At 45.9% G+C, this 13,962-nt stretch carries 14 protein-coding genes; 4 read left to right on the forward strand and 10 right to left on the reverse strand.

The window, feature by feature from the left end; translation table 11 throughout:
• Nucleotides 1-3: 3 nt before the first annotated feature.
• Nucleotides 4-183, reverse strand: a complete 180-nt coding sequence (locus tag BUR42_RS09220) for a hypothetical protein (protein ID WP_200798240.1) — start codon at nucleotides 181-183, stop codon at nucleotides 4-6.
• Nucleotides 184-324: 141 nt separating this feature from the next.
• On the opposite strand from BUR42_RS09220, the gene BUR42_RS09225 reads away from it, so the two are divergent.
• Entirely contained in the window at nucleotides 325-699 is a 375-nt protein-coding gene (locus BUR42_RS09225; protein ID WP_074238949.1) for a helix-turn-helix domain-containing protein, read from the forward strand.
• 88 nt (nucleotides 700-787) lie between these two features.
• Nucleotides 788-1,543, forward strand: a complete 756-nt coding sequence (locus tag BUR42_RS09230; RefSeq protein WP_074238950.1) for an SDR family oxidoreductase — start codon at nucleotides 788-790, stop codon at nucleotides 1,541-1,543.
• A 313-nt stretch (nucleotides 1,544-1,856) separates the two neighbouring features.
• On the opposite strand, the gene BUR42_RS09235 is transcribed toward BUR42_RS09230, so the two are convergent.
• Entirely contained in the window at nucleotides 1,857-2,348 is a 492-nt protein-coding gene (locus BUR42_RS09235) for a thioredoxin family protein (protein ID WP_074238951.1), read from the reverse strand.
• A 62-nt stretch (nucleotides 2,349-2,410) separates the two neighbouring features.
• Between BUR42_RS09235 and BUR42_RS09240 the strand changes: the two genes are divergently transcribed.
• Complete coding sequence (locus tag BUR42_RS09240; RefSeq protein ID WP_074238952.1) at nucleotides 2,411-2,902, forward strand: hypothetical protein; 492 nt, start codon at nucleotides 2,411-2,413, stop codon at nucleotides 2,900-2,902.
• Between the two features lie 23 nt (nucleotides 2,903-2,925).
• Here BUR42_RS09240 and BUR42_RS09245 read toward each other — a convergent pair whose 3' ends face one another.
• Complete coding sequence (locus BUR42_RS09245) at nucleotides 2,926-3,357, reverse strand: DUF1801 domain-containing protein (protein WP_074238953.1); 432 nt, start codon at nucleotides 3,355-3,357, stop codon at nucleotides 2,926-2,928.
• Nucleotides 3,358-3,575: 218 nt separating this feature from the next.
• Here BUR42_RS09245 and BUR42_RS09250 point away from each other — a divergent pair, with 218 nt between their 5' ends.
• Nucleotides 3,576-5,150: an ABC-F family ATP-binding cassette domain-containing protein gene (locus tag BUR42_RS09250; protein WP_200798241.1), complete on the forward strand. Its 1,575-nt coding sequence runs from the start codon at nucleotides 3,576-3,578 to the stop codon at nucleotides 5,148-5,150.
• On the opposite strand, the gene BUR42_RS09255 is transcribed toward BUR42_RS09250, so the two are convergent.
• From BUR42_RS09255 to BUR42_RS09285, 7 genes are all read right to left on the reverse strand, one after another.
• Nucleotides 5,083-5,766 carry a GNAT family N-acetyltransferase gene (locus BUR42_RS09255; RefSeq protein ID WP_074238955.1) on the reverse strand — a complete coding sequence of 228 codons (684 nt, stop codon included), beginning with the start codon at nucleotides 5,764-5,766 and terminating at the stop codon, nucleotides 5,083-5,085. The genes BUR42_RS09250 and BUR42_RS09255 overlap by 68 nt on opposite strands.
• Before the next feature lie 55 nt (nucleotides 5,767-5,821).
• Nucleotides 5,822-6,550 carry a bacillithiol biosynthesis deacetylase BshB1 gene (gene bshB1, locus BUR42_RS09260; protein WP_074238956.1) on the reverse strand — a complete coding sequence of 243 codons (729 nt, stop codon included), beginning with the start codon at nucleotides 6,548-6,550 and terminating at the stop codon, nucleotides 5,822-5,824.
• A gap of 449 nt (nucleotides 6,551-6,999) precedes the next feature.
• On the reverse strand, nucleotides 7,000-9,078 hold the full coding sequence (locus tag BUR42_RS09265) for a sensor histidine kinase (RefSeq protein ID WP_074238957.1): 2,079 nt from the start codon (nucleotides 9,076-9,078) through the stop codon (nucleotides 7,000-7,002).
• Nucleotides 9,079-9,223: 145 nt separating this feature from the next.
• Complete coding sequence (locus BUR42_RS09270; protein ID WP_234979635.1) at nucleotides 9,224-9,823, reverse strand: DUF4294 domain-containing protein; 600 nt, start codon at nucleotides 9,821-9,823, stop codon at nucleotides 9,224-9,226.
• A 38-nt stretch (nucleotides 9,824-9,861) separates the two neighbouring features.
• Nucleotides 9,862-10,860, reverse strand: coding sequence for an alpha/beta hydrolase (locus tag BUR42_RS09275; RefSeq protein ID WP_074238959.1), 999 nt, complete (start codon nucleotides 10,858-10,860; stop codon nucleotides 9,862-9,864).
• A 68-nt stretch (nucleotides 10,861-10,928) separates the two neighbouring features.
• A complete protein-coding gene (gene ccsA, locus BUR42_RS09280) occupies nucleotides 10,929-13,421 on the reverse strand; it encodes a cytochrome c biogenesis protein CcsA (protein WP_234979640.1) in 2,493 nt (830 codons plus the stop codon).
• 65 nt (nucleotides 13,422-13,486) lie between these two features.
• Nucleotides 13,487-13,888, reverse strand: a complete 402-nt coding sequence (locus BUR42_RS09285) for a cytochrome c maturation protein CcmE domain-containing protein (protein WP_074238960.1) — start codon at nucleotides 13,886-13,888, stop codon at nucleotides 13,487-13,489.
• Nucleotides 13,889-13,962: the final 74 nt, after the last annotated feature.

The following is a 13,962-nucleotide window of genomic DNA, read 5'->3' on the forward strand; positions in this document are numbered from 1 at the left end:
GTTTCAACACTGAGGCGACCAATGTTTAAAGAACTGCAGCACCTTTTTACTGCTATGCCCCTTCCCTTCTTCCAGGTACTCTGAGTTCTGGGTGTGAATGCGCCGGCCTTTCCCGTCCAGGATCACAAACACGGGGAAGCCGAAACGTTCCGGATGGTCCAGGGAGGCAACAGCTTCCAGCATGCGGGCGCCCAAGCCCTGGTTGGCACAGGGATAATCCTATTTGAAAACGCCCTCACAAGCCCAAATGGAAAAATCAGAAAAGTTCACCATAAATAGTTTTTCAAAAAAACACATCTTTGCTATTATTTTTTAATAATACAAATGGACAAAGCAGGACAATTGATATTAAAAAGAAGTAAAGAAATTACCGAAAATTACTTTCAGTTCCTGGACAAACACATTGCTGAGGTTGTCTCTGGAGAAGTGAGCAATTTTATGAAAATAAACCAAATAGCAAGTGAACTATTTATTTCGCATAAACATTTAACCGATACCGTACAAAAAGAGACCGGAAACCACCCTTGCCATTTTTATGACCTCAAAATTATAGATGAAGCAAAAAAGATGCTTTCTGAAACGGATAAATCAGCATCAGAAATTGCAAAAATATTGACTTATGACCCCTCAAATTTTTCAAAATTCTTCAAAAAGTTTGTAGGACAAACACCTGAAAAATTCAGAAAAGCACATAAATAATAAAGTTCCGAAAAGTTCACCATGATATAAATATATAATCTTGTCACCTTTGTAGTATCATTTTTAAAACATTTAAAAATCATACAAAATGGCAAGAAACGATTTAGAAGGAAAAGTAGTATTAATTGCAGGTGGTGCTAAAAATTTGGGTGGTTTATTAAGCCGTAATTTTGCATCTAAAGGGGCGAAAGTAGCAATTCATTACAATAGTGAGAGCACAAAAGCAGATGCTGAAAAAACACTAGCGGATATCACAAATACTGGTGGAGAAGCATTTTTATTCCAGGCAGATTTGACTAAAGTTGAAAACATCGCCAGGTTGTTTAATGAAACAATTGCAAAATTCGGAGGAATTGATATTGCTATCAATACTGTAGGCAAAGTGTTAAAAAAACCTTTTGTTGATACAACCGAAGAAGAATACGACAGTATGAGCGACATCAATTCCAAAGTAGCATATTTCTTTATTCAGGAAGCAGGTAAAAAACTGAACGATAACGGAAAAATCAACACCATTGTCACTTCGTTACTTGCTGCGTTTACGGGATATTATTCAACTTATGCCGGAGCAAAAGCTCCAGTCGAACATTTTACAAGAGCAGCTTCAAAAGAATTTGGTTCACGTGGAATTTCCGTAACAGCAGTTGCTCCCGGACCGATGGATACTCCTTTCTTCTATGGACAAGAAAGTAACGATGCAGTAGCGTATCACAAACAAGCATCAGATTTAGGTGGGTTGACCGACATCAGGGACATTGCACCGCTTGTAGAGTTTTTAGTAACAGATGGTTGGTGGATAACAGGACAAACCATTTTTGCGAATGGTGGTTATACAACAAGATAATTTTTCACGCAAAAAAAAATAATTAAGACCTTCTTAAATTATCTTTTAAATCGAATAAATTTTAAGATCAACAGTATAAATAATAAAGTGAGAAGAAAGGTAGTGTGTGTGTATTTTTTGCTGAAGAAATATGATCAGCCATTCTTCTATGGCTATGGGAGGAAATTCCATTGCCCGGGTCAATGCTTTAATACAAAACGGGGCCGACTCAAAAGTAATTTTACCTGATTTTTATTCGGGTACCTGATGGAGAGAATTTTCGTGTATGCAATTCTCAAGCTCATCAAATTACTTTTGAGTCGCCCCGTTTTGTTTATTTCTGCGCAACAGGTTTCAACGCTGAGGGCGACCAATGTTTAAAGAACTGCAGTACCTTTTTACTGCTATGCCCCTTCCCTTCTTCCAGGTACTCTGAGTTCTGTGTATGGATGCGCTGGCCTTTCCCGTCCAGGATCACAAACACCGGGAAGCCGAAACGCTCCGGGTGACCCAGGGAGGCAAACACCGCTTCGTTCTTGTTCTCCTGGCTGTAATTCACATGTACTACTTCGTAGTTATCCGCCAGGTAGTTTTTCAGGGTATCATTGGATTTAACCAGTTTATCGAAAGCAATGCACCAGCCACACCAGTTTCCACCCATCTGGAGGAAAACGTGTTTGCCGGAGGCTGCTGCCTTCTTTACCGCAGTGGCGATATCCTCTTTTGCATTCGCAGCCGGATCGTAGAGTTTGGGCTGACTGGTGGTTTGAGCAAAGCCTGCAGCAAATATCAGCAGGCAGCTGAGCAGGAGCGTGATCTTTTTCATGTTGGTTTTGATTATGCTTAAAAGTAAGGAAAAAATAGCCTTAATTGCTTATTTTCATATGCATGAACAAGCTAGTATTAGCCCTATTCTTCTCTTTGCCGGCATCCGGGCAGGAGACAATAGTTTTCAAACCAGCTGAAAACTTAACGGTATCCAATGTAAGCGCGATCAAACTCTACGCTTATGATATCAACAAAGGTTGTGACCGGGCCACTCCTGTATCTCTTATCGATAATGACAAAGTAACCCCCTGCTCCCGTTATGTAAAAACCTTTGAAAAGGAAAAAGTAAAACAGATCATCAAATTACTGCGATCTGAAGCAACCTATGGCGGAGAGCCGGCTGCATGTTTTGAAACTAACTATTCGCTGATGATGTTAGATAAAGCAAATGTGGTAATTGGTTATGTGGACATCAGTTTATTCTGTAACCGGCTTATCGCCAATCCACTTATACCTGAAACAGGTAAGAAAAACGGGTTTTCGAAAAAAGGAAAAGAGCTTTTACTGCATACATTAGAACTCGTCAGTGAAGAGGACATCGTAGCGCCCTGAAGAGTAGTGTTCCAGTTTGAAAATTAATTTTCACCCGTAACCTCAACCCCGTACCGTATTGCAGCTTCAAGTACATCCATGTTTATATCTTTCAGCGTTTTGAACTTAATGCAATATCCGGTCACGCTTGCCTTACCTATTTCTTTTCCAAATGTTTGGACTAAGTAAGTTTTATCCCTGATACCAAGGATATAAACAGAGATCCCGGTTTTGTTTGCACTCAAACCAATTTGAAAAAAATCCCTGGTCTTTCCATCAGCATATTTAATAGTATGAAATCCATAGCCAATAGTAGGGTTGCTCACCGTTTTATTTTCACTGTTTTGACCATTGTCGAACCATAATTTACAACCTGGTAAAATCTGAAGGGTGAGATCGTGCAACGCCTGCATATCGCTACGCTTTAGTTCAGGCTGGCTGGAAATATACTTTTCGATCTGTTCCTGTATGTTCATATGGCGAGTTTACTTTGCCTTTTCAAATCTCGCTTTATTTTTAGAAATTTTGAATTATATAAAATAATCCTTTAACTTTGTGGCCATCATGAAGTTATAATATCTCTCATATCGGCTGCCGTTCCGGCAATCCTCAGCGTCTCCTGCTGAATTCTAAACAATTTTCTATTGTACTTTTTTAAATACATCAACCCATGATGTTATTAAATGCTCAACATATGAGGTATTCCCTGCCATCAGGGAAAGTATTATTCCGTGACGTACACTTTTCCATATATAAAGGTGAAAGAATTGGTCTTGTTGGCGATAACGGCATAGGCAAATCCACCCTGCTGCAGATCATTGCGGAGCGTATTCCTGCGCAGGAAGGTCTGCTTATTCCTTCTGTAAAGCCATATTATATACCGCAGCATTTTGGCCAGTATGATCATCTTTCCATTGCTGATGTATTAAATATCAGTGAGCGCTGGCAAGCCTTACAGGCCATCCTGCAAGGCAGTTCAGAGATCGCACACTTTGAAGCGCTGGCAGACGACTGGACGCTGGAAGAGCGCTGCCGGCAGGCGCTGGATCAATGGGGGCTCCCGCATGTTAGCCTGGAAACTTCATTCACGCAACTGAGTGGCGGAGAGAAAACAAAACTCTTCCTCGCCGGTATTACGATCCATCAACCTGAACTGGTACTGCTGGATGAACCTACCAATCACCTGGATACACAGGGCAGGCAGCAGTTGTACGACTGGTTGCAAACCACAGATGCCGGTGTACTGATCGTGAGCCACGACAGAAGCCTGCTGGCGCGCTGTAATCCCATCTGGGAACTCTCTGCTACCGGCATACAGGTATACGGTGGCGATTATGCTTTTTATGAAGAAAGAAAGGCGGAAGAAGAAGCTGCCATCCTGCAAAAGCTGGACCATACAGAACGCAGCCTCCGTGATGCAGGAAGGAAACAGCGGGAAGCGATGGAACGCAAACAGAAAGAAGATGCGCAGGGCGCGCGAAAAAGGAAGAACGGCGGTATGGCAAAGATCATGCAGAACGTTAATCGCAATTGGGCAGAAGGTGCCACTACACGGTTAAAGGATGTGCATGAAGAAAAAGTAGCCCGCCTGCGTACAGAACTGGACCAGCTGCGGGAGCAGGAACCCTGGCATGGGGAAATGCAGACTAATTTCCAGGATGCACGGCTTCATACAGGTAAAATACTGGTGAAAGCTACGGGGTTGAATCATGCTTATAGGGCACAGGCTTTATGGCCTGAGCACCTGGATTTCGAGATCCGCAGCGGAGACCGTATATCCATTACCGGTGCCAATGGCAGTGGTAAATCCACACTCGTGCAACTGATGATGGGAACACTGGAACCTGCCACCGGTGAGCTATACCGTGCCCCTTTCAGTTCACTGCTGCTGGACCAGGAATATTCATTGATAGACAGAAAGCAAACAGTGATCGGGCAGATCGCTTCTTTTAATGAGCAGAAGTTGCAGGACCATGAGTTAAAGCTGCGGCTGAACCGTTTCCTCTTTGATCCGGAGAGCTGGGATAAATCCTGTGCGGTGCTGAGCGGTGGTGAAATGATGCGGCTTTCCCTTTGCTGTATGATGGTGAAGGATAATGCGCCGGATATGATCGTGCTGGATGAACCTACCAATAATCTTGATCTGCGGAATATTAAAATACTCACCCGTACTATGGCGGATTATGCAGGTACGCTCATCGTTATTTCGCATGACCGGATGTTCCTGGAGGAAGTGGGGATTGAAGGGGAGATAGGTCTTGGGGGATAACCACCGAAGTATATAAAGAAGATAATGCCCAGCCAAGCGTTTCATATAATGCTTTGCCTGCTTCCGTTGCCACCAGTACGCCATTTGTTCTGCCTTTTGAAAGGGCAATGTTTTCCAGTGTCTTTAAAACAATTGTTGCCAGTCCCTTGCGGCGGTGCAGCGCATCTGTTTCTATGCGGTCATAGATAACAAGGTCATCAACAAAGACCAGGCGTCCGATAGCAGCCGTGTTCCCGTTGCCGGTGAGTATTTTTGCTATAGAAACCGGCATCTCTTCTTTCACATCCAATGTGTATTCATTCGCCAAACTAATATTCTTTGATAACATAGGCTTAAAGCAGGTCATCATAAAAGCAGGAGGCTGCATCACCCAGCGGGAGGGTAAAAGATCTTTAAAGGCATCCGGGGAGCCACATACCTTAAGAAAGGTCCAGGGCTCGGTAATTGCATTCGCCAGATCCGTAATTTCATGGGTAAAATTTGGGAAAACATAACGGGCTTTTTGCTGAGGCCACCCTACCTCCACCCTGAATCCGCTGCCATACCTGGCAGGTAATGGCAGATCGCGTGATAAAGACCAGCCTTTAAGCCACTTTTCTACAATATTCGGGTCCATATATCATGATTTTAATAAAAAAGGCCATCAATGTATTGACGGCCTTAGCATAATATCAGGTATTCTCATTAATAAAGTCCTTCATACTCCTAACCCCCAGCATCTTTGCAGAAGTATAACCCTCTGCATAAGGCACACCTACCATTTTACCCAGCATTTTAGCCCTGTACAACACGCTTTCAAAGAATTCCGGGGAGGAGATGTACGTTTGCGGCTCATGGTCCTTAGCAGCCAGGAATTGCGTTTTAAAGCATTTGATGGCTTCTATCTTTTTATCGATCACCGGGGTGATGTCTATTACAAAATCCGGCTGATGGTAACGGTCCTGCAGGAAATGGAACACCTGTTTAGGGCGCCATGCTTCCTGGGGTACGCCGTTCTCTTCGGTTTCGATCTTGCGCAAGCCTGCGAGGAAACAACTGTCTGCAATGAGACGGCCGGCACGGCCATGATCAGGATGACGGTCGTCCATGGCATTGGCCAGTACAATATCCGGTTTAAATTTGCGGATAGCACGGATCACTTTTAACTGGTCTTCTTTTGAATTCTGGAAAAACCCGTCTGCGAGGCCCAGGTTCTCCCGCACGTCAAGGCCCATTAATTTACAGGCATCCTGTGCTTCTATTAAACGGCCTTCCGGGGTGCCCCTGGTGCCCAGTTCTCCCTGTGTAAGATCTACGATCCCTACTTTCATCCCCTGCAGCGCATGTACCATCAGGGTACCGGCGCAGGACAGTTCAACATCATCAGGGTGGGCCGCAATAGCGAGTATATCCAGTTTCATGGTCCTTATTTTGGAGGGCAAAGTTCGGGTTTATGATGGGATGTTCCAAATTGCGTGTAATAATGGGTATTGAGGGGAGATATCAGGGCAAGAAGGCTATTGTTACTATGTTTCGCTTATGCTATAGGGAAACAATATAGGATCTATAAGGGATTGCCAAGAGAATACCGGGAGAATGGTGGACTTGATGTGGAGAGGATGTGTACCAGGTGTGGAGACGATGTGGGCTTGAGGTTTTCTTAGCTAAGCGGGGTATTTTTGCAGCTAAGGTGAGTTTTTAGCTGCGGGTAAGAGGAGATAATATGACTGCTGTGTGTCATAGATACAAATATACTTGTCTTTTTTGAGTACCGGGCGTGCTTTGCCTGGCGGAAGTTAAAATGGTTGTAACAAACGGCCGCCGGAAGGCAGCCGTTAACAATAATGTCATATCATTAAAGAGATGGACCTTAAGCCGGCAATTTTACATAAAAAGCAGTACCGCCCTCTTCCCTGCTTTCAAACCAGATATTTCCCCCATGCGCCTCTACGATCTGTTTTGATATCGCAAGACCCAGGCCAAAAGGCTGCTCTCCGGCTGTACCTTTTCTTTTTGCTTCGGAGAACATATCGAAGATCTTATCCTTCAGGTTATCCGGTATACCTATGCCATCATCTTCCACAGTTATCACCGCTTCATCCGGCTCCATTTCCAGCCGGATGGTAATATCCTTTCCTACAGGACTGAACTTAATAGCATTGGCAATGAGGTTGCTGATCACCCGCCACATTTTTTCCCTGCTCAGCGACAGGATAACCGGCGCCGCCTGCAAATGTAAACGCTGCTTTTTAACCGCTGCTTTATGCTGTAACAGGTCCACACAATAATGCAGCAGCTGTTGCAGGTCCACCGGTTCTTTCTCGATCTTTTCCACATGTGAGTTGATCTGAAGCAGGTCCGCCACCATGTCCAGCGAGTTCTGCCCGGAAGTTTTGATCAGTTCCACCATCATCCTGTCTTCTTCATTGAGCTTGCTGAATTCCAGCAACATGGCCGCAATGGAGGTGATGGCGCCAACCGGGGAGCGCAGATCATGCGCTACCACTTTCATCATTTTCGTATTATCAGCCTGGCTTTGTTCCAAAGCGTTTAATGCCATTTGCAGATGTTCATTCTGCATATGGATCTCTTTGTTATTTTCACGGATACGGCTTAAGTGGCGCCATAGTATGAACAGGATACTCACGGCCATTAAAAGTCCTATGATCAGTGCAAGTAGAGAAATTGTCTTTAACTGATCTTCTTTTTTCAGCAGTTCCAGCTTCAACTGTTCCGCCGCATTCCTGAAACTCTCATCCATGTCCACATTGGATAAACCCAGGTTGACCAAAGCGATGGAATCCTTCAGACCATAATATAGTTTTGCATGATCATAGGCCTGCGGAATAGCGTGCATACTGTCGTAATACATCCATTTAAGGCGGTACCATTTTAAACGGATATCATCATAATCCGGATTCTTGCCTTCAAAATTCAGGAGATAATTTTCCTGCTGATCCAACAACTCCGCTGCCATGGGAAACTGCCCGAACCGTATATACAGGTCCGTGAGTTTGGCTATTGCAGTTTGCGCATCAGATATGGCATGACCCGCGCGGTTATTGATCTGGATACTTTCACTCAGATAGCGGACAGCTTCATTGTATTTATTCTGCCGGGCGTACAACCCGCCCAGGTTGCCCATCACCACTCCTCTTGCAGTGTTGGCGAACGCAGTATCTTCTTTATACAGGCGATCATACTCATTGATAAAGCCTAAAGCCTGCCGGTAATAAAAAATGGAACTGTCCAGCTGATCTGCTTTCTGGTAACAGAGGGCAATGGTGTTCAGGATAGACTGGGGTTGGATAAAACGGTCAAAATAACTGGCATTCGCAGGGCAATGGCTTAGCTCATCCAGCGCATCCCTGAGATAAGGGATCGCTGCCAGGTATTTGCCCTGTTTGTAGCGTACCATGCCAAGCTGGGAATTAAACGGTGCGAGCGCACAGCTATCCAGGTTCTTACGCGCGAATACCTGGCCATTGTAATAGTAATAAAATGCTTCTTCATATTTTCTTTCTGCTACCAGCAGCTTACCAAATGCAAATAATGTATTGGCGTATTCTACTTTGTACAGGTCCTCTTTGCCTTTCACCATCAGTAACATACTGTCTGAATAAAGGCGTGCTTTCAGGGTATCAAACTGGTAATAAATATAAAAGTTAAGCTTGAAGTTGTAATTCTTCCATAGGTCCACCGGGCCTGCATCCGGGAATTCACCATAAGCACTATCTATGTAATGGATCGCATAATTTACCTGCATGCCGCTCACGATGCTGTCCGCCGTGCCCATAATGCTGTCTGCAAGGAAAGGACGCGCCTGGCTCTGACTGGGCGGTTGTTTGCAGGCTACAATTAAAAGGCATAACAAAAAGAAGCCTGTATGCACATCGTGCAAGCGTGTTCTCAATTGCCAGACATGGTTAACCCTTTGATGTTCGTTCATTTACAATAATTTCACTGAGCAATAGTTGGAGAGAAAACTTTAGATGCCAGTATAGATGGGTTCTGCTTTATAATGATACGAAAAATACGGGTATGAAGCGTATTTTTTTCAGGAAGGAAAACCTGCAAATATCTTTGTGTAGCTGTTAGTTGAAGCGGTTGTACAACTGGATCTCCTGTACGATCATTTCAATGTCTTTGTCGTCCTGCGCATTGAATTCACTCTTCAGGTTTCCGCCAAAGAAGAAGGCTACGGTCTGATACATCCTTGCATTAAAACCACCTTTCAATTCTTTCACGATCTCATAACAGTTCTCCCCGGTTTCGCGGTGGATGAGTTTCATCAATACTTTGCCCTGGTATACGGAGAGGTTTTCCAGTTTATCGCCGAACTCTTTTTTCAGCATTTGTTCTTTGGAGGCGAGGAAGGCTTTACGTTGTTTTTTGCTGGTGAACCTGTTCAGTTCCTGGTTTACATCTTTCAATACCCTGCCGGCGGTGATGGCATAAGGGTACGTAACATACACGGCGTTACGGAGGCGCGTCCAGCGTTCCCTTTCTTTGCGGAGGCGTTTGGGGAGCCGGTCCACCACTTCAACGATCTGGAGGGTAATAGAGGGGATGGTATCATTTCCGACTACGATTGCACGTACCGCCACGGTGTCCGTTGCCGTCCGCTGCTGAGCGGAGGCGCTGCCTGCCAGGCAAAGGAGGCACATACCAGCGATGATCAGAATACGATGCAAAACGAATGACGGTTTAAATATCGATGTCAAGTTACGAATTAGTTATGATTCCTCAGTATCTGCAGCCACCACTGCGTGATAGCGCTTTCCACGGCAGGCACATCTTTGGATACAATACTGGAGCCGATTACATGGGCCCCGGCATTGGGAATGGCCACTGCGCGCTTCAGGCTGTCCGGCGTTCCCAGTTCTTTGTGCATTTCAAGGATGGCGCTCACTTTCACTGTAGGGTCCTGCTCCTTTTCGTTCTTATAGTAGTAAAGGTCCAGCACGGGCTGATGGATGCGGGCAAATACTTCCGGTTTCATGGTATTGTCCACCAGGTTCTGTAACTGCACCACAGCTTCCAAACGGTATTTTGAGTACCAATATTTTGCACGGTCTGCATTATCCGGTTTATTTTCCACGTAATCCCCTCCTTTCACCAGGCGGGCAATCTCCAGGCCCCAGGGTTTATCCAGCATCCATACCATGAACTCGTTGATAGCGATGTTGGGGGACATATTGATCACGGCTGTTACATCCTCCGGGTATTCCGAAGCCAGCAGCAGGGCCAGCGTGCCACCGGTGGAAGTACCGATCACAATCACCTTGTCTCCCAGCATTTTACCAATGGCCAGGGCCTCTTTGGCATCCCGCCATAAGCCTTCTCCGGTCATGCCCACCAGGGCATCCGGGGTATCCATGCCGTGTTCATCGAGCCTTGATAAGTAAAGATTGTATCCGAAACGGCGGGCAAAGTTCACATGTACGGGATCTCCCTCCTTTTCACTGGCGGAAAAACCATGCAGGTAGATCACGCTGTAAGGCGTTTTACGGTGCAGGGAATCCTGCCAGAGGATCCTGGCCTCATTATCCGGTTTAAGGCGGAATTGGGCTTCTTTTTTGGCAACGTATTGTTCAAGCGCTACGGGGGTAGCAGGGACGGCTGGTAAACGGCCCCCGGCGATCACCGGAGGAGCGGGTTTAGGGCCCAGGAAGTACACGATCACCAATAGGGCGATCGTGATCAGAACGATCCGGATAGTGCGGCGCATAGGTACTGAGCGTTTGTTGGCCCCAAGATAATAAAAAAGGGCGGCCTTTGCAGACCGCCCTGTGTTACTTATTTCCTAAGCCGTTGCCGGATACTCATTAAAAATCCAACGATCATCACCAATATACCAATCCATAATACATTGATATACGGGAAGATAAGGGCTTTCATCACTACGTAATCCATGGGATCACGGCTTTCCTTCAACTCCAGTTCCACCTTGTTTTCATTCGGTAATATTTTGGTGAACCGCACAGCGAGGGATAAGGGAGCAATCGTGTCCGGAATATTACTCTGGAAACTGCTGTCCCGGATAAAATACACGGGCTGCATGGTGAAATCCCCGTTGCTGCGGGTATGTACATCCAGCTGTGCCCCAACGGCTATATCTCCCGGTTCTGCATGGTAGTTCTTTTGCACCGGCCCCGTTTTAAGGGCAGTGAGTACCATAAAGCCTTTGGAGAAGAAGATGGTATCGCCCTGGGCAATGGTATGCGGCGTATATGGCAGGGTATCCGTTACCACATCTTTGCGGGGTACGGCGGTGATATAGGTAAAGATGTCCCTGGTGAGGTAATGTTTGGAATCCGGGTTAGGTGTGATACCATCCTGGCCCCTAACGGAAAGATAGGCATCCGGGTAGAGCGTAAAACGTTCTTTGGCTACATCTTCCAGTTTATCCTTCTTTTCATAGTCGATGATGAAGAAGGTTTTGGCTTTATCTGCCGTGCCAATGGAATCTCCCTTGTAAGTCACGAAATAAGGACCCATTTGTACGGGTAAACCTTTGGGCAGCATGATGTTCTCTTTGGAATCCTGGCCGCTTTCCTTTGTGAAATAACCGGCGAGCATACCCATGCTGTCTATAGACAGCACCTGTTTTTTGGAAGAAGAAATGAGGATCCCCAGCAGTGCCAGGCCAAAACCAATATGCGCTACGGAAGCGCCTGCTGCTTTGGCTTTTCCTTTCAGTACGCCGAAGATATAGAAGAGGTTGGCCACAATAGCATAGACACTGGCAAACAGCATCAGGTAGATGGCCACCAGGAAACCTGCCCCGTAATTCACATAATCGATCTTGCCGAACCAGCCGATCATTACTGTGGCTAACACTGCTACCAGCGTAGGCCAGGCCAGTTTCTTCATCACGGTGTTCTTCGGCGTATCCTTATATTTCAGGAATTGAATGATAGCAGTCAGGAGACCGATCACCGTAGCCAGCCAGATCTGGATCTGGTTATAGTGGAACACCACATCGGTAGGCGGCGCAAAGTCTTCCAGGTTGAAGAGCTTCTTCAGTCCTAATCCGTCCAGCACCTTGTTCCATACAGGGATGGAGGTGGTAAAGGTGATCTGTATAGCTGCCACCATCAGGATGAGGGCACCTACAAATAACCAGAACTCACGGGAATAGGTACTTTCTTCCTTTTTCACAGACGGGATCTCCTTATTCCGCCAGATCAGCAGGAAAAGGGAAGGAATAGCGAATACAGCCATGGATACCAGCAGCTGTGCTGTCAGCCCCAGGTCTGTAAAGGAGTGTACGGAAGTTTGCCCCAGTACGCCGCTTTTGGTGAGGAAAGAAGAATATAAAATGAGGGTATAAGAAATGATCACGAAAAAGAAAGAGGAACGCAGGGCATGACCGGAACTGCGGAACGCCAGCATGGTATGAATGCCTGCGATCATGGTCAGCCAGGGTACCAGGGAGGCATTCTCTACGGGGTCCCAAGCCCAGTAACCACCAAACGTGAGGGATTCGTAAGCCCAGGCGGCTCCCATCATGATACCCGTGCCCAGCATCATAGCGGAAAACAGGGTCCAGGGTAAAGCCGGTTTGATCCATTCTCCGAACTGGCGGGTCCATAGGCCGGCTACACCGTATGCAAAAGGAATGATCACGGAAGCAAAACCCAGGAACAATACCGGCGGGTGGATCACCATCCAGTAGTTCTTCAGCAGTTCATTCAACCCGTTACCTTCTACAAACTGCTTAAACTGCAGGTAGTTAGGGTTCTGGAAAACGGGGGAATCCGGCGCATCCTGGCGCATGAGAATGAAAGGATTGCTGCCTAAACGGTATTCAATACCGGGAACATAGATCCCCAGGATCATACTGCCCATCAGCAATTGGGAAAGGGCCATCACGGTCATAACCGGGGCTTCCCACTTCTTGCTGGTGAAGATCAGCACACAGCCCAGGAGGCTTTGCCATACGCTCCAAAGCAGGAAGCTGCCCTCCTGCCCTTCCCAGAAGCAGCTAAACAGGTATTTCACCTCCAGGTCGCGGGAAGAGTGCTGCCAGGCATATTTGTATTCAAAAAGGTGATTGGCAATGATGTAGTAAAGGATGCTGAATACAGCAATGATGGAAGCCGTTTGCACAAAAAAGGCCCAGCGGCCGAGTTTGAGCCAGGAGGTCTTTTTTAATTCATCCGTAGCCCTTGTACTGTTGAAGAACGACACCAAAGCAACGAAAGACGCTACAAACGCCACTATGCTGAAGAAATGGCCTAACTGGCCGGGTAGCAGATGCTCCCCTATATATTTTATATTTTCCAAGATACTACCGTAAGATGTTATAAAAAAGGTGGGAAAATGGTAACGACGATATACAGTTGTTTTCCTTAAATTTCTTTAGAAGCGCTATAGGCAGTTTGTTCCTCCTTGTATTTGGAAGGACATTTCATTAAGATCTTACTGCAATGGAACTCATTACCCATCATCTTGCCGGTGAGTACCAGTTCTGTGGATTTTTCGAAGTCGGTAGGACGGGTGCCGTTGAAGACCACCTTGGTGATCTCACCGCTTTTGTCCTTCATATAAAAACTGAAATAATTGGCATCTTTGGCAGGATCATAAACCACTGCCTTGGCAGTGTCCAGGGCCCCGATCACGTGGATCTCCTTTCCTTCTTTCTTTTTGGCCGTAGCGAAGGTTTCATAGGTACTGAAATCCCCTACCAGCATTACCATGCCGGCAACGCACACCGCTATTACGATCAGTAAAATTAAACTTGTCTTCTTCATCCTTACCAGATTATTAATAAACAAAGATAGCCAAAAACCTGAATGCCTATGGCTGATATTCGTCAGGTTTCCTC

It is taken from the genome of Chitinophaga niabensis (assembly GCF_900129465.1).
Taxonomy (GTDB): domain Bacteria; phylum Bacteroidota; class Bacteroidia; order Chitinophagales; family Chitinophagaceae; genus Chitinophaga; species Chitinophaga niabensis.